The 23,369-nt window shown below is 61.4% G+C and carries 18 protein-coding genes and 1 tRNA gene; 9 read left to right on the top strand and 10 right to left on the bottom strand.

Going from position 1 to position 23,369, the window contains the following annotated elements; all coding sequences use genetic code 11:
- Window positions 1-34: 34 nt before the first annotated feature.
- From NKH52_RS13445 to ppdK, 3 genes are all read right to left on the bottom strand, one after another.
- Entirely contained in the window at window positions 35-775 is a 741-nt protein-coding gene (locus NKH52_RS13445; RefSeq protein ID WP_352442764.1) for a polysaccharide deacetylase family protein, read from the bottom strand.
- Window positions 776-944: 169 nt separating this feature from the next.
- Window positions 945-2,048, bottom strand: a complete 1,104-nt coding sequence (locus tag NKH52_RS13440) for a glycosyltransferase family 9 protein (protein ID WP_352735936.1) — start codon at window positions 2,046-2,048, stop codon at window positions 945-947.
- Window positions 2,049-2,166: 118 nt separating this feature from the next.
- Window positions 2,167-4,845: a pyruvate, phosphate dikinase gene (gene ppdK / locus NKH52_RS13435; protein ID WP_352735937.1), complete on the bottom strand. Its 2,679-nt coding sequence runs from the start codon at window positions 4,843-4,845 to the stop codon at window positions 2,167-2,169.
- Window positions 4,846-5,068: 223 nt separating this feature from the next.
- Here ppdK and NKH52_RS13430 point away from each other — a divergent pair, with 223 nt between their 5' ends.
- The 3 genes from NKH52_RS13430 (at window position 5,069) to NKH52_RS13420 (ending at window position 6,080) form a co-directional block, all read left to right on the top strand.
- Entirely contained in the window at window positions 5,069-5,413 is a 345-nt protein-coding gene (locus NKH52_RS13430) for a VOC family protein (protein ID WP_127290804.1), read from the top strand.
- 128 nt (window positions 5,414-5,541) lie between these two features.
- Window positions 5,542-5,616, top strand: a tRNA-Gln gene (locus NKH52_RS13425).
- A gap of 239 nt (window positions 5,617-5,855) precedes the next feature.
- Entirely contained in the window at window positions 5,856-6,080 is a 225-nt protein-coding gene (locus NKH52_RS13420) for an Hpt domain-containing protein (protein WP_352735938.1), read from the top strand.
- A gap of 15 nt (window positions 6,081-6,095) precedes the next feature.
- On the opposite strand, the gene NKH52_RS13415 is transcribed toward NKH52_RS13420, so the two are convergent.
- The 6 genes from NKH52_RS13415 to NKH52_RS13390 all read right to left on the bottom strand — a co-directional run bounded on the left by NKH52_RS13415 (window position 6,096) and on the right by NKH52_RS13390 (window position 13,789).
- Window positions 6,096-7,520: a glycosyltransferase family 2 protein gene (locus NKH52_RS13415; protein WP_127269369.1), complete on the bottom strand. Its 1,425-nt coding sequence runs from the start codon at window positions 7,518-7,520 to the stop codon at window positions 6,096-6,098.
- Window positions 7,520-8,557, bottom strand: a complete 1,038-nt coding sequence (locus NKH52_RS13410; protein WP_352735939.1) for a HEAT repeat domain-containing protein — start codon at window positions 8,555-8,557, stop codon at window positions 7,520-7,522. The genes NKH52_RS13415 and NKH52_RS13410 overlap by 1 nt, the downstream gene beginning before the upstream one ends.
- A 2-nt stretch (window positions 8,558-8,559) precedes the next feature.
- The gene (locus tag NKH52_RS13405) at window positions 8,560-10,302 is read right to left on the bottom strand and encodes a YaiO family outer membrane beta-barrel protein (protein ID WP_352735941.1); all 1,743 of its coding nucleotides are present in this window, start codon (window positions 10,300-10,302) and stop codon (window positions 8,560-8,562) included.
- Window positions 10,302-10,694 carry a response regulator transcription factor gene (locus NKH52_RS13400; RefSeq protein ID WP_127270163.1) on the bottom strand — a complete coding sequence of 131 codons (393 nt, stop codon included), beginning with the start codon at window positions 10,692-10,694 and terminating at the stop codon, window positions 10,302-10,304. Before NKH52_RS13400 ends, NKH52_RS13405 begins: the two co-directional genes overlap by 1 nt.
- A gap of 276 nt (window positions 10,695-10,970) precedes the next feature.
- Window positions 10,971-11,348, bottom strand: a complete 378-nt coding sequence (locus NKH52_RS13395) for a response regulator (protein ID WP_292566459.1) — start codon at window positions 11,346-11,348, stop codon at window positions 10,971-10,973.
- A gap of 5 nt (window positions 11,349-11,353) precedes the next feature.
- A complete protein-coding gene (locus NKH52_RS13390; protein WP_352735943.1) occupies window positions 11,354-13,789 on the bottom strand; it encodes a hybrid sensor histidine kinase/response regulator in 2,436 nt (811 codons plus the stop codon).
- 285 nt (window positions 13,790-14,074) lie between these two features.
- On the opposite strand from NKH52_RS13390, the gene NKH52_RS13385 reads away from it, so the two are divergent.
- Together NKH52_RS13385 and NKH52_RS13380 are read left to right on the top strand one after the other, a co-directional pair.
- Window positions 14,075-16,165 carry an O-antigen ligase family protein gene (locus NKH52_RS13385; protein ID WP_352735944.1) on the top strand — a complete coding sequence of 697 codons (2,091 nt, stop codon included), beginning with the start codon at window positions 14,075-14,077 and terminating at the stop codon, window positions 16,163-16,165.
- A gap of 168 nt (window positions 16,166-16,333) precedes the next feature.
- The gene (locus NKH52_RS13380) at window positions 16,334-17,206 is read left to right on the top strand and encodes a phytanoyl-CoA dioxygenase family protein (protein WP_352735945.1); all 873 of its coding nucleotides are present in this window, start codon (window positions 16,334-16,336) and stop codon (window positions 17,204-17,206) included.
- A gap of 88 nt (window positions 17,207-17,294) precedes the next feature.
- Here the strand turns inward: NKH52_RS13380 and NKH52_RS13375 are convergent, their stop codons facing one another.
- A complete protein-coding gene (locus tag NKH52_RS13375; protein WP_127290810.1) occupies window positions 17,295-18,194 on the bottom strand; it encodes a LysR family transcriptional regulator in 900 nt (299 codons plus the stop codon).
- Window positions 18,195-18,322: 128 nt separating this feature from the next.
- Between NKH52_RS13375 and NKH52_RS13370 the strand changes: the two genes are divergently transcribed.
- The 4 genes from NKH52_RS13370 to NKH52_RS13355 all read left to right on the top strand — a co-directional run bounded on the left by NKH52_RS13370 (window position 18,323) and on the right by NKH52_RS13355 (window position 23,228).
- On the top strand, window positions 18,323-19,960 hold the full coding sequence (locus NKH52_RS13370; RefSeq protein WP_352735946.1) for an ABC transporter substrate-binding protein: 1,638 nt from the start codon (window positions 18,323-18,325) through the stop codon (window positions 19,958-19,960).
- Between the two features lie 657 nt (window positions 19,961-20,617).
- Window positions 20,618-21,850, top strand: coding sequence for a polysialyltransferase family glycosyltransferase (locus tag NKH52_RS13365; protein WP_352735947.1), 1,233 nt, complete (start codon window positions 20,618-20,620; stop codon window positions 21,848-21,850).
- Between the two features lie 36 nt (window positions 21,851-21,886).
- The gene (locus tag NKH52_RS13360; RefSeq protein ID WP_352613233.1) at window positions 21,887-22,768 is read left to right on the top strand and encodes a hypothetical protein; all 882 of its coding nucleotides are present in this window, start codon (window positions 21,887-21,889) and stop codon (window positions 22,766-22,768) included.
- Between the two features lie 91 nt (window positions 22,769-22,859).
- The gene (locus NKH52_RS13355; protein WP_352613231.1) at window positions 22,860-23,228 is read left to right on the top strand and encodes a VanZ family protein; all 369 of its coding nucleotides are present in this window, start codon (window positions 22,860-22,862) and stop codon (window positions 23,226-23,228) included.
- Window positions 23,229-23,369: the final 141 nt, after the last annotated feature.

The raw sequence follows: 23,369 nt of genomic DNA, 5'->3' as shown, positions 1-23,369 counted from the left end.
CGCCGAAGGCATCGAGCTCCGCTCGGCTGGCCAGTCACTCCGTCGTGCCGTTGTTGCCGATGCCTTCGGCATCGTCGAGCCGCACAAAGGTCAAGCCCTTGGCCTTGAGCGCCAGCAGCCCCTGCACCACGCCTTCGCCGGCCGCATGGGTCGGCTGGTTGATGTGCGAGATGATGACGTCGCCATCCTTGGCCGCCGCGATGCGCCGGGCGGTCTCCTTGGCGCCAAGCAAAGAGCCACCGTCGCCGTTTATCGAGAAACCCGCGACCTTGAAGCCAAGCTTGCGGATCATGGCGATTGCCGACGGGCTGTATTCGGCGGTTGCGCCACGAAACCATTTCGGCGCCGGCTCGCCGGTCCCGGCAAGAGCGGCGGCTCCCGATTCGACCTCGGCCAGCACCGCGTCCGGGCTGCCGGCACTGCGGATGCCATAGATTTTCCGCGGCGTGTCGACCGCCGGAATGTGGTGGCCACCGTGATTTTCCAGTTCGAACAGATCGGGATGCGCCCGCATGATCTCGACAGCGGCGGCATTTCGCTTCAGCCAGATGCCGGTGACGAAAATGGTGGCGGGAATCTTGTTGTCCACCAGCGCCGAAAGGATCCGGTTGTCGGTCTGTCCACCGCACGCGTCGAGCGTAAGCGCCACACGGCCGGCTCCGCTCGCCTGCGACTTGATGTGCAGCGTCGGCTCGACGAGCGGCGCGGCATGGCTGGCGGATGCCATCGCCCACAACATGGCGATCATACAGAGATTTTTTTGCAGCAGGCGCATCAAACCGATTCCCGGACCCGTCATTTCAAGCAGGCATCCCAACGACCCGCATGAAGGCGGAAATCGGGATGATGCATAGCTGAAAAGCGCTCCGCGACAATGTGACCGTTCCTGTGGGCGACAGGTCATTCCACCGCGTCGAGAGCGGTCGTGCATGCGGCGCATGATCTCAGATGGCGTGTTCCAGTTTCATTTCGGTGCGCGAAAGAACCTCGCGCACCGCATCGACCACAGGCTTGACCCCCAGGCCCCAGACGCAGCATGCTTTGCTCGGATCCGGCGCGCGGCAGAGGTTTTCGGCCATGCAGGCGCAAGGCATCGGCGGCTGGAGCGAGATGCTGGGCACGCCGACGGGACCCCAGCGCGACGGCTCCGTCAGACCGAACAATCCGACAACCGGGGTTCCGGTGGCTGCGGCCATGTGCATCGGGCCGCTCTCATTGCCGAGAAACAGCCGAGCCTGTTTCAGCAACGCCAGCAGGCTTTCAAGCGACAGGTCACCGACGAGATTGACGACCGAGGGCGCGGTTCTGGCGACGATACGTTCGGCGATCTCGCGCTCATCCGGGCCGCCCACCAGGACGACATCCAGACCGGTCTCGCCGGCAATCTCGACGATCACTGCTGCAAACCGCTCCGGCTGCCAACGTCGCCCCTCGAAGCTTGCACCCGCATGCACGGCGATGAAGGCATTTGGCCGCAGTTGGTGCTTACCCAGCAGCGCCAATGCTTTCGCCGTCTCCGTTGGCAGCGGCTGAAGGTTCGGAATCACCGTGCGAAGTTCGATGCCGAGCGCTTCGAGCGGCGAGAGGTAGCGGTACAGGAAATGCTCGCCATCAAAGCCATAAGGCTTGGCAAAGACGTTAGCGGGCTGCCGCTCCAGCATACGCAAGGGTCTTTCGGGAGGATTGTAACCGACACGGTTCTTTGCCTTGACGAGCCCGGTGACGATGCGCGACGTCTTCGAATCGGTCAGGTCGATGGTCAGGTCGAAGTGGAAGCGGCGCAACGCCCGCACCATGGCGTAGAGCTCCTTCCCGCGCTCCAAGGGCGTTCCGCGCATGCGGTCGCGCCTGAATGCGACCACCTCGGAAGCGATACCATGGGCCATGACGAAGCTCTCAAAGCGGGCCTCGCACAGAAAGACGATGCTGGCGCCGGGGAATTCGAGCCGCAGGTTTTTGGCGAGCGCCGAAGCGAGGACGAGATCGCCTATAAACTTGGTTTGGATGACCAGGATCGAGTGGAACCGCGCGGGAGAAATCTGCAGCATGTGTTTCCGGGAGCAATTTGCGGATGGCCGCAAATTGGGCAGGAACAATGTCGAGATTACGCGACGCCGCCAGCACGTTCGCGTGAATTGCCTTACAAAACGGTAAGCTGGATGGATCCTATCGGCGGCCTGCCTTCGCAACCAGCACCGCTGCCTGCGCGGCCGCCAGCCTGGCGATCGGCACGCGATAAGGCGAACAGGACACGTAGTCGAGGCCGACCTCTTCGCAAAAGCGGATCGAGGCCGGATCGCCGCCATGTTCGCCGCAGATGCCGAGCTTGATGTCGGGCCGCGTCGCCTTGCCCTTTTGCGCGGCCATGCGCACCAGTTCGCCGACGCCGTCGATGTCGAGCGAGACGAACGGGTCCTGATCGATAATGCCTTTCTGGCGGTAGGTTTCCAGGAACGAGGCCGCATCGTCGCGCGAGATGCCGAAGGTCGTCTGGGTCAGGTCATTGGTGCCGAAGGAGAAGAATTCGGCCGACTCTGCAATGACATGGGCACGGATCGCGGCGCGGGGGAGCTCAATCATGGTTCCAGTGAGGTAATCGATCTTGACGCCGGTTTCCTCCATGACGCTCTTGGCAACCGCATCGATGCGCGCCTTGACGTAGTCGAGCTCCTTCACCAGGCCGACGAGCGGCACCATGATCTCGGGGACCACCAAGGCGCCGGCCTTCCTGCCGGCCTCCACGGCCGCCTCGAAAATGGCCCGTGCCTGCATCTCGGCGATCTCGGGATAGGAGACGGCCAGGCGGCAGCCGCGATGGCCGAGCATGGGGTTGAACTCGTGCAGCGCCTCGGTGCGCTGCCTGAGTTTGTCCGGCGACACATTCATGGCGGCGGCGACCTCGGCCACTTCCTCCTCGGTCTTGGGCAGGAATTCGTGCAGCGGCGGATCGAGCAGGCGGATCGTCACCGGCAGGCCGGCCATGATCTCGAACAGTTCGAGGAAGTCCGAGCGCTGCATGGGCAGAAGCTTGGCAAGTGCGGCGCGCCGGTCCTTTTCGGTGTCTGCCAGGATCATCTCGCGCATGGCGACGATGCGCTCGCCATCGAAAAACATGTGCTCGGTACGGCAAAGCCCGATGCCTTCGGCGCCAAAAGAGCGCGCCATGCGCGCATCGAGCGGCGTTTCGGCATTGGTGCGCACCTTCATGCGACGCACGGCGTCGGCCCATTCCATGATGGCGGCGAAATCGCCGGAAAGTTCCGGCTGCAACATCGACACGGCGCCCTTCAGCACCTGGCCGTTGCTGCCATCGATGGTGATGATATCACCCTTGCGGAAGGTCGAGCCCATCGCCATCAGCGTGCCGGCCTTGTAGTCGACACGCAGCGAGCCGGCCCCTGAGACGCAAGGCTTGCCCATGCCGCGCGCCACCACCGCGGCGTGGCTGGTCATGCCGCCGCGCGTGGTCAGGATGCCTTCCGCCGCATGCATGCCGTGGATGTCTTCAGGACTGGTTTCGATGCGCACCAGGATCGCCTTGCGGCCCTGCGTCTTCAATTCCTCGGCGTCGCCGGAGGAAAAGACGATCTCGCCGGTGGCGGCACCGGGCGACGCCGGCAGGCCAATGCCAATGACATCGCGCGCGGCTTTGGGATCGATGGTCGGATGCAGAAGCTGGTCGAGCGAGGCCGGGTCGATACGGGCGACGGCTTCCTCCTTCGTGATCAGCCTGTCCCGCGCCATCTCGACGGCAATTTTCAGCGCCGCCTTGGCGGTGCGCTTGCCGGAGCGGGTCTGCAGCATCCACAATTTGCCGCGCTCGATGGTGAATTCGAGATCCTGCATGTCGCGGTAGTGCTTCTCCAGATTGTCGGAGATGGTGACAAAGGACTGGAACGCGTCAGGCATCAGCTTCTGCAGCGACGGCTTGTCCGAGCCGGCTGCGATACGCGCCGCTTCGGTGATGTTCTGCGGCGTGCGGATGCCGGCGACGACGTCCTCGCCCTGCGCGTTCACCAGGAACTCGCCATAGAGCATCTTTTCGCCGGTCGAAGGGTTGCGCGTGAAGGCAACGCCGGTGGCCGAGGTTTCGCCCATATTGCCGAACACCATGGCCTGGACGTTGACCGCCGTGCCCCAGCTTTCGGGAATGTCGTGCAGACGGCGATAGGTGATGGCGCGGTTGTTCATCCAGCTCGAGAACACGGCTGATATCGCGCCCCAGAGCTGCTCGTGCGGATCCTGCGGAAACGGCCTGCCGAGTTCTTCCTCGACCTTGGCCTTGTAGAGCGCGATGACGCCCTGCCATTCGAGCGCCGTCAGTTCGGTGTCGAGCTCGTGCCCGAGCCCGCCTTTCTGATCTTCCAAGATTTCTTCGAACACCTCATGATCGAGGCCCATGACGACATCGGAATACATCTGGATGAAGCGGCGGTAGCTGTCATAGGCAAAGCGCGCATCGCCGGAATCGGCGGCCAGCGCCTCGACCGTCTCGTCGTTCAGGCCGAGATTGAGCACGGTGTCCATCATGCCGGGCATCGAGGCGCGAGCGCCCGAACGCACCGACACCAGCAGCAGTTTCGACGGGTCGCCGAACCGGCGGCCGGTCAGCCGGCCGATGTGATCGAGCGCGACCGCGACATCGGCTTCCAACCCGGCCGGATAAATACGGCCGTTGGCGTAGTAGGCGTTGCAGACCTCCGTGGTGATGGTGAAGCCCGGCGGCACCGGCAGCCCCAGGCTGCACATCTCGGCCAGGTTGGCGCCCTTGCCGCCCAAGAGATTCTTGTCGCTGGCACGGCCTTCCGCCGCACCATCGCCAAAGGTGAAAACCCATTTGGTCATGCATCGCTCTCCGGTTGCAGGAGATTGGAAAGATTGGCGAAACGGAAAGTTCCGCCGGTCCGTCCTTGGAGCGATATGATGCTGCAGTGCGAAAGGCAAGCGCCGGCAAAGCGGTCGGCCTTCTACAATCGATTAAGCAAAAGCCGCGTCCGAAGATGCGGCAAAATGACTTGCCATTCCGAGATTTTTGATGTAGAACATAAAGGGAACAAACAGGTGCGCCATGAAACTGCCCGGAAAACTCGACTATCTGGAAATGCCCGCGACCGGTGGAACGCTGGACCGGCTGAAGGCTTTCTACAGTACTGCCTTTGCCTGGTCGTTCACCGATTATGGGCCGACCTATTCGGCCTTTGCCGAAGGCCTGGACGGAGGCTTCCAGGCAGATGCCGCGGAAGCGCCATCAAAGCCGCTGCCCGTGCTCTACAGCAGGGATCTGGAGCAAACCCTCGACGCTGTCGAAAGCGCCGGCGGCACGATCGTCAAACCGATCTTCCCGTTCCCCGGCGGCCGGCGCTTCCACTTCGTCGATCCAGCCGGAAACGAGATGGCGGTGTGGTCCGAATAGCCCGCTGCATATCATTTGGCAGTGCTGCGTTGCCTGCCCAATTCGAGCGTTCCAACCGTCACTCATAAGGATTGTGCTTTTTGGCTGCTCTGCTAATAACGCGCCGCACAAGCGACTCTGACGGCAATTGGGGCGTCGCCAAGTGGTAAGGCATCGGTTTTTGGTACCGACATTCCCAGGTTCGAATCCTGGCGCCCCAGCCAAACACCTTTCTAGTGATGGCGGAGCGGCCGCCCACAGCACAGGCATGCCGGTGTCGTTGCAGACAGCCTGGCGCCGTTCTCCTCTGACAGGAGATCGTGCTCGACAAACAGTCCGTTCCAACCCGCGCCGCTTTCTGCTTGAATACCCTCGACGTCCCGCAATGGAGCATCGCCCTATCTCAAACGATCCCTTCGCTTCCTTGCAGCAACGTTTCCTTGCCCGGTGTGCGGATCGGCTCGTGGAGTTGAAGGCCGCCCTTGAGAGGAGGGCTGTGCCCGGCAGCAGTTCCGACGATACGCTGATCGGGATCGCCCACTCGCTGGCGGGTGGGGCCGGAACGTTCGGCTTTCCGGGTATCAGCGTGCGAGCGTCCGAGCTTGAGACGCTGCTGATCGAGCGATCGGATGTCGCACATACTGCGCTCGATGCGCTTATTGCGGAGATCGAGCGGACGCTGAAGTGACTCAACCGAAGAGGCTCACTTCTTCGGTCCAGTCAGGCCGGTCCTGGTCATCTCGCCCCAGCTCTGGTCGGCGCGCAGATATTGCCACCAGCCCTTCACGCGCCAGAAATTGTTGAGCTGGCGGTAGCCGAAATTCTCGATCACCGCCACGGCCGTGAGCACGGCAAGGTCCCGGGCGCGCGGAAAACGCTGAAGCTCGGCTTCTTCGAGAACCAGCGAACACACGCTCACGCAAACGCCGTAGGTGAAAACCAGCGACGTGAATGCCAAGAGATATTCGGTCGAGAGGATGCCGAGTAGCCAAAAGGCTGGGATCAGCACATAGCCCAGCACCTCCGATATCGGCCCAAGCACATCGACAATCAGTATGTGGCCAAAGCCGAGGAAGCCGACCCGCCCATAGCGGGGGTTGAAGAGCATGGAGCGGTAGCGGAAGAAGCACTCAAGCGCACCGCGCTGCCAGCGCGTGCGTTGCCTGGCCAGAACGCGCAGTGACTCTGGCGCTTCTGTCCAGCACACCGGCTCCGGAATGAACTGGATGCGGTATTTGCGTTTGGTGTCCATCATGTGGCGATGCAGCTTGATCACAAGGTCCATGTCCTCGCCCATCGACCCCTTGGTGAAGCCGCCAACCGCCACCACTTCGGCGCGGCGGAACACGCCGAAGGCGCCGGACACCAGCATCAACGTGTTGATGCGGCTCCAGGCCAGCCGTGCCATAAGGAAGGCCCGCAGATATTCGACCACTTGGAACAGTGCCAGCAACCGGCTGGGCAGGCGGATCTCGCGCACCCTGCCCGCTTCGATCCTCGATCCGTTGGCGATGCGGATCGTGCCGCCGACGGCGATGGTGCGCTCGGGATCGTCGATGAAGGGCTGGGCCGCGCGCATCAGTGCATCGGGCTCGAGGATGGAGTCGCCGTCGATCACACAAAAGAGAGGCGCGCGGCAGACATTGACGCCGGCATTCTGGGCATCAGCCTTGCCGCCATTTTCCTTGTCGACCACAAACAGCCGTTCTGTCATCGGCGAGGAATAGAGGCCGCGGATCGGCTTGTGTGTCAGGGCCTCCTCATAGGGCCGGTGGAATTTCACCAGCTTGAAGCCTTCGATAAGGCGCTGCAGAGTCTGATCCTTCGAGCCGTCGTTGATGACGATGACCTCGAAATTCGGATATTCGAGCGCCAGCATCGAGTGCACGCTCTCGACCACGTTCACTTCCTCATTGTAGGCGGGCACCAGCAGCGCGATCGGCGGCGCTACGTCGCCATAGCGGTGCCACAGCAGAGCCGAACGCGCGACCGGCGGGCGCTTGGACAGGGCGTAGGCGGCGATGATGAGCTGCAGCAGGTAGATCGCCGTCTGCGCCAGCCCCGCCCCGATGATGAACCAGGACAGGATGGAGGCCCCCAGAACGATCTCTTGGCTCCAGTCGAACATCAGGTGGCTGGCCCCTCGGCAAGGATCAGCGAGGCCGTGCGCTGCCTGCGCGAGACGTCGCTGGCGGCGATCTCGCGCAGCACCTGCTCTCCCTTCTGGCCAAACGAGCGGAGCGCGCTGGCAGCGGCATAGCGCACAGTCCATGCCTCGTCGTCCATAAGCTGCGCGAGGGGCGGGGCGAGTTCAGACAGGCCGAGGCGGCCCGCCGCATCGGCAGCGTCGGCGCGTACATCCCAGCCGCCATTTTCCATCGCCTTGATCAGGATGGCCGGCGCATTGGCATGTCCGGTCAGGCCGAGTGCCCGCAATGCGGCTGCGGCAACCTCCGATGACGGATCGCCGGCCGCGCGAGCAAAGAACTCACCAAACCGGAACCCGCCGTTGCGGGCAAGCGCATCGATTGCGGCCGCCCTGATGAAAGGCACCGCGTCCTGACGTCCGGCGTAATCCCTGAGTTCGTCGAACCGCTTTGGCGGAAAGCGCCTGAAAAGTTCGATCAGGCGTCGCGAGCGCTGTCCCGCCACGCCGATCTTGCGCAGCGTTATGACGAGCGGCGGCAAAGCGCCGAGATCGCAGAGCGCGATCGCGACGGCGATCCTGACCTCACGTGATCCGTCGCGGTCGAGTGCCGAAAGCAGGCTTGCCTCCGCGTTTTCCGAACGCAGGGCCGCCAGCATCTCGGCCGCGTGGATGCGTTCGGCGCCGTTGCCTTTTTCCAGTTGGGTGCCGACAAGCGCCGGCAGGCCACATTCGTTGAAGGCTGAGAGGAGCTCGTCGTGCTCCTCGCCGCGCAACAGCGAAATAAACTCGAAGCCGGCATCGACCGCCACCCTCGCCGGCACCGCGAGCAGCGCCGTCTTCAATGCCTCGCGATCCCGATTTTCGGTGAAGGCGATCAGCGCCGTCAGAAGAAGGCGCCGCTGATCGGCGCTCGCCGTCCCCCGGCGCTCGTGCAGCACTCGGCGCGCGATCAGCAGAAGCATGATCGCCAGGGAAAGGGCACTGAGCAGGACGGATAGGTGCCAGATGTACAACATGATCAGAACCGCGTGGTTAGGCCGAGTCCGAATATGGTTCGGTCGAATGTCGGGCGCTGCTCATGGGCGAGGCTGCCGCGCAGCGTCAGCGGATCCGTGACGTCCCAGGAGATTCCGGTAAAGACGGTACGCGTCGGCACCAGCGTGCCGTCGGAGATCTCGGGGGCATCCGCATAGCCACCGAACGCATTGACTCTCGGGGTAACTGCAAGATCGGCCCGCAGCACATAACCATCGGCGCGCGTGCCGATATCGTCGGCTGCGTGGACCCAACGTGCCGAAAGCCCCAGCCGGCCGTCCAGGACATAGACTTGCACCCAGGGCGAGATTGTGGAGACCTCGGCGGTGGCGAAATTGTCATAGCGAGCATCGATGTTGAGCGAGAACGGGCCGAGCGCTTTCGCGGGCGCCATGATCCGCCACGAAGCGCCGGCCCCGACCGAATATCGTGCCAGGAAGTCGGCATCCGGCGTCGCCGCTGCCAGCACATAGGCCGAAACCGTGGGCGAAAAGGCCTGGTCGATGCGGCCATCAATCTGAACATCGGTGCGACCGTAGCGAGTCGCCATCCGGGTGCGGCCCGAAATGGTCGTCTGCGGGGTGAGCCGATAGGCAAGGCCGGTCGAACTGTCTGTCCAATCACCAAGTCCATCGGTGAGGTCGCTCACTTCACTACCGATATCGAGCCGCCATTTGCGCGGCGGTGACGCAGCTAGTCTCTGCTCGATGTCGCGCGAGCCGGGTTCGAGGGCAAGCGCCTGCCGGTAGGCATCGCGCGCGGCGTCGTCGTCGCCACGGGCGCGGCGCACATCGCCGATTCCCACCAGCGCTTCGGCATTGCGAGGATCGATCGCCAGAACCCGCTGAAACGACTGCTCGGCCCGCGTGTAATCCTGCTCGATCAGGGAAATCCGCGCGTCGAGGCCGAGCGCCTCGGCATTGTCAGGCACAGTGCCAAGCACGTCATCAACCGTTGCGCGGGCGCGCGGCACGTTGCCCTGCCAGATCGCCAGGCGGACCTTGCCGAGGCGGGCGTCGAGAAGGCCGGGCCTGATTGCCAGCGCCTGGTCGAAGAAATGCCCGGCCTCGTCGAATTTCTGTTGGGAGCCTGCCACGAGACCCATGGCGACCAGGATGTCGGTGTTTTTAGGCGCCAGCCGCAGCGCGCGGCGATAGGCGTTCTCCGCCTCGGGCAATTGTCCCGCCGCCCGCAATCTCTGGCCCTTCTCCATCAGGCCGGCGACAGGATCCGGCCGCGGCGGGCGCAGCTTCTTCCTCGCGGTCGCAGGCTTCTGCTTGCTGCTGTCGGCCTGCTGGGCCTTGCGGATGTTGGCGACAAGCGTCGCCGCGTCGGCATTGCCCCGCTCGGCACGCGACACCTCTTCTGCCAGTTGCAGCGCGGCGTCCAGATTGCCTGAGCGGAACTCGACCTGAGCGATGCCGAAGCTGGCATCCAGATAGGTCGGCGCAAGCGCAAGCGCCCTGGAAAAGGCTTCACGCGCCGCCGGCAGATTGTTGCGGCCAAGCTCGGCGAAGCCAAGTTGCACCAGGGCGTCGGCATTGTCGGGCTTGAGCGCCAGCGCACGCCGCAACAGCTCCGCCGCCTCGTCGAAATGCTGGGCTTGCCTGGCCTTGACGCCGGAAGCGTACAGTTCATCGACCGCCTGGGCCAGCGCGGCGGCAGGCGCCGATTCAACCGCCAGGAAAACGCATGCCGCAAGGACAGCGCGACGGCCACGCCACATCAGCGTTTGCCGCTCTTGCGCGCCAGCAGGCGCGCAAGCCGGGCCAGGAGCTCCTCGGGAATGAAGGGTTTCACAAGGTAGTCGTCGGCTCCCTTCTCAAGGGCCGAGACGATGTCCCTTTCGCCCTTGCGGGCGGTCAGCATGACAACCGGGATTTCCGACAAAGCCGGGTCGCTCTTGATGCGGGCAAGAACCTCCAGGCCGTCGGCCTTGGGCATCATCGCATCGAGCACGATGATGTCCGGCGCCTCATGCTCCGCCTTCAACAGCGCTTCCGCCCCGTCTATGGCCTTGATGACCTCGTATCCCTTTGCCCTGAGCCTGAATTCCATCAGTTCGAGCAAGAGGGGATCGTCATCGCAAATCAGAACTCTTGCCTTCGCTCCGTTCACCAGCCTTGCTCCGGTTCGCGCCTCGTTTTGCCGCTTGCCCCCCGGAGTGATTGATCCATGAACCGACGTCCGCCAACGCGGTTCATGCAGACAGACACATTCTTCTCAATCTCTCGCCTAGCTCCGCCAATGCCGCCCGATTATAGACAACCTGATTCGCTACGCCTGCACCTCGGCACAATCAGTAGATGAATAAGGCGACATGGTATAGGAGCCGTGAACGGCGTCGCACAGTCTGCAGCCAGACTGCGCTCGGTGCCCACGCCAAACGTCGGCTCAGGCGCGCGATAGAAGCAATCTTTTGACTTCACCGGCAAGCGCAAGCGGGTCGAACGGCTTGGCGATCACCCCTACCGCCCCCATCGCCAGATAGCGTTCGACTTCATGCGTCTGGGTGCGCGCGGTGATGAACACCACAGGTATCGAAGCCGTCGGCCCGGACTCGGCCAGGCGTCTCAGCGTCTCCGGCCCATCCATGTCCGGCATCATTACGTCGAGCAGAATGAGGTCGGGCCGCCATTCGGCGGCATCGACCAGCGCCTGCATGCCGGACGGGCAGGACCGCACCTCGAATTCCGGCTCAAGCTCCAGCGACATCTGGGCGATTTCGCGGATATCGTCCTCGTCATCCACATAGAGAATCCTTGCGGGCATGAGCGTCACTCCTTGGCGTGCGCGGCAGGTTGAGTGCGGGGCGAAACCAACATGCTCCTGACCAGCTTTGCCACATCGATTTCCGACGCCCTGGTCTTGGTCATGATGGCCTGCACGCGATCACCTAGTTTCTGGTCGAGCTCCGCCGCCGAAAACACTATGACCCCGGTCTCGAGCGGCAGATCGGCCAGCAGGTCCAACCCCGAGCCGTCGGGGAGTGCAATATCCAGGATAACCAGGTCGAAGAGATGCCGCGCGATCGCCTCCCGGGCGTCCTTGAGCGTCTTCGCCGAAGTAATCGAGACACCCGAACCCAACCCCTCCGACATCACCGCAAGCACGCCCTCATCGTCCTCGACATGGAGAATCTTCGGCCTCTGCTCGGTCCTGCCAGCAAGGATCTTGGCAAGGGCGGCGTGAAGCCGCTTTGAATCCACCGGCTTCTCCAGCCAGTCGACGATACCGACGGCGCTGCCGTTGAGCGAACGCCTGGCCTCATCGGCAACGGCGGAGATGACGATGACCGAAATGTCGGAATTCACCGGCGATGCCCTAATGTCATGGAAGAGTTTGATGCCGGATTCCCCCGCCAGCTTGATATCGAGGGTCAAGGCCACGTATTCGCGGGACCGCAGAAGCGCCTTTGCGGTGGCGATATCGGGTGCGACGTCGCTGGAAAAGCCTTCCGCATCCAAGAGTGCCGCAATCACTGCGGCGACGTCGGTCTCGTCTTCACAGATCAGAACCCGTAGGCGGCCATCGGGCTTCCGTGTCAGGTGCGGTGCCGGATACGGCCTTGGGTGGTGCCTGCGTACTTCTGCAAGGTCCACGTGGAACGAGGTTCCCTTGCCTTCCTCGGTTTCGAAGGAAACGGCTCCGCCCAGTTTTTCGGTAATGGCCTTGACGATGCTCAAGCCCAGGCCGGTGCCGCCTATCTTACGGGTGCTGGAGGCGTCGGCCTGCTCGAATTTTCCGAATATACGGCTGCGGAAAGCCTCCGGGATGCCAGCGCCCTGGTCCATCACGGAAATCCGCAGCATGTCGTGGTCATGACGCTGGAATTTCACTGTGACAGTACCGTCGGCATGCGAGAACTTGATCGCATTCGACAGGAGGTTCGCCATCACCTGATGCAGGCGATCCGGATCGATGTTGGCCTCGGCGCGCGGGGCATCGTCGATCAGAACGATCCTGATCCGGCTGTCAGCCATGTAGTTGGAGCTGGCGGCAATGGCCTGCTCCAGGACCTGACGGACAGGCATCTGCTTGATCTTGAAGGTGATCACGCCCGATTCGATCTTCTCCATATCCAGAATGTCGTTGATGAGAAGAACCAGCCTTTCGCTGTTGGTGTGCGCGATGTTGACGAGATTGGCGGCCTTGGGCGGCAGTTCGCCGGCCACACCGGCCGCGATCAGGCCAAGCGAGCCGCGGATGGAGGTCAGCGGGGTCCGCAATTCGTGGCTGACCGTGGAAATGAAATCGTTCTTGAGCTGGGCGGTGCGCTTCTGCTCGGTGATGTCGCGATTGTAGGTGATGACGCCGACGATCTTGCCGGCCTCGTCGCGAAAAGGGGCCTTGAGCGTGTAGAGCCAACCTTGCCGCCCATCGGGGAAAAGCGCGGGCTGGTCGATCCGCAACGTCTGCCCGGCCTCCAGCGCGCCCATCTCATCCTGCCGGAAGCGTTCGGCCACCTCCCTGGGGTAGAAATCGAAATCCGTCTTGCCGATCAGATCGTCGACCGAAGCGGCGCGAACCATTTCGGCGGTGGCGGGGTTGGCGGCGATGAAGCGGCCGTCGACATCTTTTATGTTCAGGCAATCCGGCAGTTCGCGAACCATGGCCCGGTAGGTCATGTTGGACATCAAGAGCTCCCGCCGGCGCTGCTGCCGGTCGAGCAGGACGCCGATGATGATTGTGCTGAGAAAGCGGAACACGAGGGAGGGGAACGTGCTCTGCTGCACAAGGCCCGTGACGGCTTGCGCCGGGATGACCAGGAGCGTGATCAGCCCGGCGAGAGCGACCGTTACGCCCAGACCGAATATGTCGTACATGGTGCGCGATCGGGCCGCGACGATGTGGTGCCACGCAATGCCTACGATTGCGGTAATGAGGATACCCATGACACCAGCACCCGCACCCTGCCCGCCGAGATGGACGCGATAAACAATGGAGCCGACCGTGGCGATGAGCATTGCCGGCCATCCGCCAAAGAACGCGGCAGCAGCAATGAAGGCGGCGCGCAGATCGACGACGAAGCCGGAGACGGACAGGGCAGTCGCCATGGAAATGATCGCGCCCACGCACATGACCATGCCGAGAAGCAGCGACTGCATCCGCCGCGAGAGACGCCCGGTGAAGTCCGCCACAAGGTCCCAGGCGACCACGAGGATGGAGACCAGGGCAAGGTTGGCGAGGAGTGAGTGCCAGATGTCGGTCATGACTTCGGCTCCTTTTTTCCGATAAATACCGACAAAACCTATCCGAGGTCTAAAGAACCTGCCCGGCCATGCCGTTCTATTCCCTTTGGGGCACATGGGACCCGAGAGTACCTTCCATGAAGCCGATCAGCTAATATTCGACTGCGTCATAAAATCAGATGAGCCAACGCCATGCGGCAAATTCGGGTCAGCATTTGCACATGATCTGGACAGTGTCGCCTTGAACATCTTCCTCTTTCCATACATAGGTCGGCCAGGTGGGTGGCGGCTCAACATGGAACTTCAATGAACCTTCCTATCTTCGCCATCAACCTCGATCGCGAGACCCAGCGCTGGAGCGAATTGCTCGCCAGCGCCGAAGCGGCAGGACTGACCTTGCAGCGCATTGCCGCCGTCGACGGTCGGGCGCTTGCTGAAAAAGACTGGACGGAGATCGATCTGCCAGCCGCGCGCAAGCTGAGCGGGCGCGACATCCTTTCGGGCGAATATGCCTGTTACCGCAGCCATATCCAGGCGCTGGAAACGTTCCTGGCCGGTGGCAGCGCCCATGGCCTGATCGTCGAGGACGACGTCCTCTTCAGCGAAAACACCATGCGGCGCATCGAGGCCATCATCGCGGCGGTGCCGGATTTCGATGTCATCAAGCTGACCAACCATCGCATGAGCTTCTTCATGCGCGCGGTCGAGACAGTGGAAGGCGACGAGATCGGTCGTGCGCTGCATGGCCCGCAAGGCTCGGCCGCCGCCTATCTGGTGACGCGGCAGGGCGCGCAGGGTCTGTTGTCGGCGCTCGCCGTTATGAAAATGCCATGGGACGTTGCACTCGAGCGCTTTTGGGCTACCGGCCTGAAAGTCTATTCGGTCCGCCAAAACGTGCTTGGCTTCGCCGCCAGCAGTGGAATCTCGGGCATAGCCGGCCCCTCGGGAAGCTACAAATCCGCAAGGCTGGGCGGGCCGAGCCGGCTACGTGCCGGGGTGTTGCGGGCCAGCGACGAGCTGCGCCGCCTGCATCACGTCCTGCTGCCGCCCCCTCTGCCGCGAGATGCCCTGGATGATGCCAAGGACAACGCGCCGCGCCACACCTTGCTTCTGTTGCTTGCGGCACTCGCCATTCTCGCTTTGGTCTCCGCGGTGTGGCGCGAGGCCGACACCTACCGCTATGCGGGCCTGGCGCTGGCCCTGGTCGCGGTCATCCGCTGGTTCAGGGTGGATTTGTGGACCTACAGCAAACCGCTGATCGGTTGGGTCGGCTTTCTGTGTCTGGTCTGGTCGCTCTATGTCTTCATCCGACTGGCGATCGTCTATTTCGGCACCCACCAGTTGGGTGGCGCCGAAGGCATTTACATGTTTCCGCTGTTCTACGCGACGACCGGCTTCGCGTTTCTGCTGTTTGTCAGGCAACCCGCACGGCTCGTGCTCTGGTTCATGATCCTCAGTCTCGTCTTCCTGGCGGCGGACACCTTCTATTCGGACATGTTTCAAGGCATCCAACCGGCCCCGTGGCTTTTCAACAATCCCATCCACGCGTCGGTAGCGGCCGGTTTCATCTTCCTCTGCACGCTGCAATTCATGGCCTACTCGGCCCAGAGAACGGACCTCGGGAAAGCAACCAAGAACCTGCATTGGGTCCTGTCGACAGCCGTCCTGCTGCTTGCCCTCGTCAATATCATCGAGATGCGGTCAAAGGGAGTGTGGCTTGCGCTTGCGCTCGCTCTGCTCTTGTTGGCGGTCATGACCCTGGCGAGAGGCCATCGTCGCGAACTGTTGGTTTCGGGTGGCGTGCTGGTGATCGTGGCGGCCGGCATTGTCGCAGCACACAACATCTTCTCGTCCACCGCCGACGATACCATGGCATTCATCAAAACCTTGGTTCCGGATGTGTTCAGGCATGGGGTCCTCCCCGCCTTCGACCGCGCCATTGCGAGCGACGCGGTTCCGCTTGCAGCCAAGGAGAGGCTGATGCTGTGGGCGGATGCCATCAATATCTGGAAGCGCCACCCGATCTTCGGAGCCAGTTCCAGCTGGCTGACCGAATGGCAGAACAGAACCTATCATCCCATGATCTTCAACGTCTTCCACAATGGTTATCTGGAGATTGCCGTGCGCTATGGTGTGGTCGGACTGGCGTTCTTTGCCTTTCTCTACACCTGGTCGGCCAGGCAGGTTCTACTGGCCATGCGAGCCAAGCTTGTCGCTCCGGCCGCATGGTCCTGCTACATCTCCACACTGGTCTTCTTCGCCCTAAGCATCCTTACCAATTCCAACAACCGGCTGGCCATGGGTGAGGCCTTCATGTGGTTTGCCGGGGCATTCGGCTTCTACTGTTTTTATGTTCGCCAGCAGAAGAACCTTGTCGCGCCGCGGACCTATTTTTAGGGCCTGCCGGCGCAGCACGTATCTGACCAGCCGATTGCGACCAATGCACCTTTGACGCCCCGCTCAATTTCCCGATAATCGGGAAAGTCGATGCCAAAATCCATGGCTTATCGCCGGCGACCCCTTCGTTACGATCGACACGGATCACAGACAGGGGTTGTCACGGACATGCTGACGGACAGGCAGGCACGCGAGGCGGTGGAGCAGTACCGCGAGGAAGGATACGCGGTCGTTCGACAATTCGTCGACGGCGACGAGATGATCCGGCTGAAGAAGGAAACCGATGCGGTCTATGCCGAAGGCCTCAAGCATCACGCCACCTTCCGGCACGGCAACCTGAATTTCCAGATCCTGCCTGAATCGGACTTTGGCCAGCGCTATGTGCTGCAGGCTTACTGGTTTTCCTGGATCAATTCCTATTTCGAAGAATTCCGCCGCAATCCCGACTATCTGAAGCTGCTCGAGGGCCTGATCGGCCGTGACATAAGGCAGATCGCCCAACAGCTGCACTGGAAGCCGCCCGGCGCCAATGTCACGGGTTATCGCTTCCACCAGGATCTGCGCTTCCGTAACCAGGCCGCCTTCGACAATGTCGCCGACGCCACCGTGACAACAGGCCTCGCGGTCGATGGGGCGACGCTGGACAATGGCTGCCTTCAGGTCGTGCCCGGCAGCCACAAGCTCGGCTATCTCGGCCTGTCGGACGAGGGAACCGGCGAACTGATGAAGGGCCTGACCGCCGAAGAAGAGTTGCGCAAGGTCGGCATCGACCCGGCGACCATCGTTCCGCTGGTGCTGGAGCCGGGCGACCTTGCTTTATGGGGGCTGCTTACCGTGCACGGCTCCTCGCCCAACAAATCGCAGCACGACCGGGCCTTTGCGCTGTCCAGCTATATGCGGGCCGATACGACGCAACGTGGCGAATGGGCGTTCAGGGACGGTGTTTCGGTGCCGCTCGGCAAGACGCCGGCACTGTGCAAATACGAAAAGCTCTTCGAGGAGCCGGGACCGATGTACGACACCACCGCCTGGTGGAAATGACGCTGCCGCGTCGGCGACGGGGGCAGAGGGGGCCTGGCGTTCGCGCCAGGCCCCTGACGGCGTTGGCCATGGGCAATCGGGCAGCATTTCAGGCGGTGAAGTCGGCCGACAGTTCGCGGATCAGGAAATCGACGAACGCGCGCACCTTGGCCGCAATATAGGTGCGGTGCGGATAGAGTGCGTAGATCGGGCTGGAGCCGGGGCGAAACTCATCCAGTTGCACTTCCAGCCGGCCGTCCCTGATCGCAGCGTCGACCAGCAGGCTGGGCAGGTTGCCGATGCCGAAACCGGCGGTGGTCATCTGGTAGGCGGCCTCGACGCTGTTGGTCGAGATGCGCCCGCCGACAGCCGCATCGAAAGGGCCGTCGGGTCCGATGAATGGCCACGTGCCAAGGCGCTTGGCGAAATTGCTCAGCACGCAGGAATGGCTTGCCAGCTCATCCGGGTGGACCGGACGGCCGTTTGCATCCCAATAATCGGGCGTGGCGCAGACATAGTTGCGGACTTCACCAAGCCGGCGGGCAATCAGGGCGGAATCCGCCTGACCGCCGAAGCGGATGGCGACATCGTAGCCTTCCTCGACAATGCCGACGACATAACGCGCGGTGAGGTCGAACTCGATCGTGGTGAGCGGGTTTTCTTCGAGGAATTTCGGCACCAGCTTGGTTATGCGCGTGTGGCCCAGAACATTGGAGCAGGAAACCCGGATCAGGCCGCGCGTCTCCTTGTGCAGGCCGCGCGTCGAATCCTGCAGTTCGGAAATGTCGTCGAGCAGGCTGCGCGCACGCGGAGCATAGTCGCGGCCCGCCTCGGTGAGGCTAAGACGCCTTGTGGTGCGATTGATGAGCCGGACGCCGAGGTCGTCTTCCAGTTCCTTGATGGTGCGGCTGACCGCCGTCGTCGACATGTTGAGATCGCGCGCCGCCGCCGACAGGCTGCCCAGCAGGCAGACCCGATCGAACACCCGCATCGCCGTCAGAAGATTCATCTTGCCTTCCCCTCGCCGTCGCGGCCCCGCCGCCATCGGCTGCGTCCTGTAGAAAACAGCGCCCAGCAACGACGCGGCAAGGGCATTCCACCGAATTTGGGCGTAAAATCAACAATGGGAGAACCGATATGACATCCAGACCTCTACATCCGGCGATCGGCACATTTGCGAAAGGCGCGAAGAGCGGCGCGCTTGGCCGCCGCGAGTTCCTGGCGCTGGCCAGCGCCTTCGGCGCCAGCACGGCGATTGCCTATGGGCTCATCGGTCAGCCGGTCCCGGCGCGGGCCGAGGAAGCCGCCCAACCCAGGAAGGGCGGCGTGCTGCGTGTTGCCATGCAGGTGATGGAGTTGGAAGACCCGCGCAAGTTCAAGGTTTCGCAGATGGGCAACATCGCCATGCAGTTTCTCGAACCGCTGGTGCGCTGGAAGCCGGATTTCACCTTCGAGCCGGTGCTGCTGCAGAGCTGGGAGATCAATGCGGACGCCACGGAATATGTGCTCAAGGTGCGCCCGGGGGTGAAATGGTCGAACGGCGACAATTTCACCGCCACGGATGTCGCCTTAAACATCACGCGCTGGTGCGAGAAGGATGCCGCCGGCAACTCGATGGCCGGGCGCATGACCGCGCTGATCGATCCCGACACCAAGGTGGCGCGCACTGGTGCTATCGAGGTTCGCGACGGCCACACCGTGGTCCTGAAACTGTCTCAGCCCGACATCACCATCATCCCCGCGATGACCGACTACCCGGCATTGATCGTCCACCACACCTTCAATCCGAAGGCTGCGCCACTGTCGGCCAACCCCGTTTCCACGGGCGCGTTCGAACTTAAAAAACTCGATGTCGGCGTTGCTGCCTCGGTGCGCAAGCGGCCGGACGGGTCGTGGTGGGGCGGCGAGGTGTTCCTGGACGGCATCGACTGGACCGACTACGGCACCGACTCGGCCGCCACCGTCTCCGCCTTCGAATCCGGTGAGATCGACCTGAATGGGCAGACGCAGTCCTATGACGTCGCCATGCTTGACAGGCTGGGCCTGAAGAAAAGCGAGATCGTCACTGCCGCCACCCTGGTCTCGCGCTGCAACGTCAACGCCAAACCCTATGACGACAAGCGCGTGCGCAACGCCATACAGCTTGCGGTGGACAACGAAGCGGTGCTGCAACTGGGCGCCGACGGCATGGGTATCGTCGCGCAGAACGATCATGTCGGACCGATGCATCCCGAACACGCCGACCTGCCGCCGATCAAACGTGATCCGGTCCGGGCCAGGGCATTGCTCGAGGAAGCCGGCCAGCTCGATTTCGAGTTTGATCTGATCTCGGTCGAAGCCGATTACCGCAAGGAAAGCTCCGATGCCGTCGCCCAGCAGATGCGCGACGCGGGCTTCAAGGTGAAACGCACCGTCATCCCGGAATCGGCATTCTGGAACGACTGGACGAAGTATCCCTTCGCGACCACCAATTGGAACGCCCGACCGCTCGGCATCCAGACCTATGCGCTTGCCTACCAGACCGGTTCGGCATGGAACGAGACAGGGTTCGCCGATCCCGACTTCGATGCCAAGGTCCACAAGGCCAACGCCATCGCCGATCCGGAGCAGCGCCGTGCGGTGATGAAGGAACTGCAGGTCATGCTGCAGGATTCCGGCATCATCGTTCAGCCCTACTGGCGAAAGCTGTTCTGCCACATGAAACCTGCCTTGATGGGTTACCAGATGCATCAGGCCTATGAGCAGGATTTCACCCGGGCCTGGCTCGCCGCCTGATCGCGGGCAATCCCTCCGACAGGGTGGCGCATTTTCGGCGCCGCCCTTCGCCTGCTCACCGGGAAAGTTGCGCCGAAGCTCGGCATCAAGGGCATCCGAGGAGCAGTGCGGGCTTCGCATCGGGCATGATGCGCAGGTGCGGCCACACGCGCCATGCCTTGGCAGGTCGGCCGGGATTCCGGGCCACCGCACCGGACCGGTTGGCACATCAAGCGGGTGAAACTTTTTGGTTTCCGCCTCTGTCATCATCAAGCTCCGGTTCATGGCTGGAGCTTACTTTTGACTGATGGAAGTGAAACCCGCTTTCCCGGGCAACGACCTTCCCGAAAACCGGGAGAATTGCGCTCTTGGTGCCGACGGGGAGCCGAGGCAGCAAGACGACCCGCATCAGCGGTTTGCCGCCGCCTGATGTTATGCCGGATCTCAACAGGTCTCTGCCGCTCAGTTGGAGTGAATTCGCCTGCCTATTGTGCGGAACTCCAGCCTGTCTCGAACGTTAGAACCGACATCTGCGAGATATTTCCTGCTGACGCGATAGGCAGTATTATGAAGCGGGTGGGACGCCCCCAAGCCACACCGCCTGTCGGATATGAAGCAATTTTGCGTTGAGATCGCGGAACATGCAGCGTTATTTCCATCCAATCTGGAGATTTTAAATTGCCAGCTCGAATATGCTGCGTCTTTGGCAGCTGGCAATTGCTCAGCCTGGTTGCCTCACTTCGCCAATCAACAATGGATGGAAGCTCCCCGGCGGATGAGGAGCATGAGGATTACCTTCTGCTCTATGAAACGGCCGGCGTTTCCGAGCATTTCAAGACCGGTCTTGCTGAACTTGCGTCTGCAGTATGGACCTGGAGACGGATCATATGGGCGTACGACCTTCTGACGTCCGAGCGTAAATATGGGCAACTGCAAATTTTCCGGGTCCATCGTCTGATCCGAGACACAATTGGTCTCGACGCGAGTACCGCAGCTGAAATCTGGGCCTGCTTCGTTAACCGGCCATCGGAAAAAATACTGCTGGACTCATACCCGGAAGCCAAGATCATTTTGTATGAGGATGGCTTGACGTCATACCTTCCATTCGAAATGTCAACCATGTCACGGCCGCCAGGCACCAGGTTTAGACGGCGCATCACCGGAGCCTTGATTGCAGGATTCTCTACAATTTCACCGGCGTTCCGACTGAGGAAAGCGGCCGACAAGATAGAAAGACACCATCTGAGGCGGGTGACAAAGTTTTATTCTTTGCTTCACGAAATCCCCATTCACGATGCTCTGGAGAACGTACCAAGATTTCAGGTCGGCGCTTCGCTGATGCGCGACGTAATAGATGAAGCCTGCAGGGATGCGCTTTCCGGCGGCAAACATTGCCGTGCGTCAGCCAACCCACGGATCCTGCTGCTCGGCCAAGCATTGTCGCGAAACGGCATAATGTCGTACGCGCAAGAGGCGGCGATCTATAGACGAATTGCGGAGCAGATCGTCGAGAGGGGATACGACGTCGTCTGGAAGGAACATCCAAGAATAAGCACGCCCTTCTTCCCCGAATTGCTGGATACGGTCGGCAATGTGACGGCCGACGCCAGCACCAGGATCATGGAGGCGAGCCTCCCACACATATATCCGATAGAGCTTGTCGTATCCCGGATGAACATTGTTGGGTGCGTCTCCGGCACGTCAGCTGCCCTTCTCTACCTGAAGTGGCTTTACGGCATCAAAACATACACATTCGCGGAAACCTTGATCCCCCTGATGACCGGCGCGGATATTCTAATGAGCGAAATGGTGAAAGCCCATGCGGAGCCCTTTTCAGGGCTCCAATCTTTGAACGCAACCAAGGATCCGTTGAAAGGCGGCAGCCCGAACAGGTTGAACACGATCCTCTGAATCCAACTCAGGCAAACTCGATCTGGGACACCATCGATGTCAAAGCCGCTTTCAGTCCTTCAACGTGCCACCAGGGCCGACGTTCGATCGGAGCCGTTTCCACACATCATCCTGCGCGACGCCCTTCCCCTCGATCTCTACCAGGAGTTGGCCGACACGTTTCCCGCTCCGGAAGCGCTCGAAATCGATACGCGCCGCAACAACACCAGATGGGACTATGAGGCCCACCGCATTCGGTCGAACGAAGCTGTGCCGCAAATATGGCGCGATTTTATCGCCTACCATGTATCTCAAGCATTTTTCGCCGAGATCGCCGAACTGTTCTACGACGATATTCACAAGCTTTACCCTGATTATTACCCCAATTATGAACGCCTCAAGAATATGAAAGCGGGCATCAGGTTTAGTGACACCTATGCAACGCGCGACATACTGATGGATGCGATGCTCAGCGGGAACACGCCGGTAACCGATGCCGGATCGGTGCGGACAAGCCACATCGACAATGGCGACAAGCTATTTTCTGGCCTGTTTTATATGAGGCCGGAAGATTATGATGCCGTTGGCGGGGACCTGACAATTAGTCGTTTCAAGTCCAAATACGCCACACTGAAAGCCAAAGCGACACTCTTCAATGATGCCTATGTCGACGACACCCATTTGGAATGCGTCGAAACAGTTAAATACGACAAGAACATTCTTGTATTGTTCATCAATTCGATTGAATCGGTCCACGGCGTCACAGTCCGCCAACCCACCAACAAATCCCGGCTTTTCGTCAACCTGGTTGGAGAAGTCGAAAAGCCATTCTACATCAAAGGAAAAAAGATACGGCCGCGCTACGTCCCGGCGCATCAAAACCAGGATGAGGCGGAACAGACCTGGCTGAAAAGGCTCAAGCAAAAATTGCGGCTTTGAAAGACAACGCCGTCGATCTGAGTTTCAGCCTGAACCGCCAATACCGAGCCGGATTCGACCTTCGCGGCGGCCAGGCACAGATTGGAACAGAATGAGATTTTATCCAGCCGCCGAACGGATCGCTTTTTTCGGCACGCTTATCGCTGTTCTTGCCCTTGCATTGCTGCCTATACCCCGACTCGAGGAGTATGGGATCGATATCGGTTTCCGGTCCGACAAGCTGAACCACGTCAGCGCCTTTGCCGTCATGACTTTCCTTGGAGGGCTCGGCTGGCCCGATCGCAAGACAAGGCTGATCGTCTTCCTCGCCATGGTTGGAGCGGCGATCGAGGTCCTTCAGGGCACGGCGCTGATACGACGTGATCTGGATGTGTTCGACTGGGTTGCCGATTGCGCCGGCATCGCATGTGGCCTCGTGGCCGTGATCTGTGTGAACTGGATCTTGCGGCGCAGAGGTTGACCCTGTTCTCAAGCCTTATGTGCACGGGCGCCGATAGCCACAGGAGTTCGCCCTCGGCTCCATTGACTCGGCGAAATCGGATTGCAACGATCCGATCCGAGAGTGGGCGATTTTTCTACCTTGGCCGGACAGATGAATCTT

Origin of the sequence: Mesorhizobium sp. M1066, assembly GCF_040318635.1 — a bacterium.
Classification (GTDB): Bacteria; Pseudomonadota; Alphaproteobacteria; order Rhizobiales; family Rhizobiaceae; genus Mesorhizobium.
Note: the sequence above shows the minus strand (reverse complement) of the source record. Positions and strands in the feature narration are given on the sequence as shown.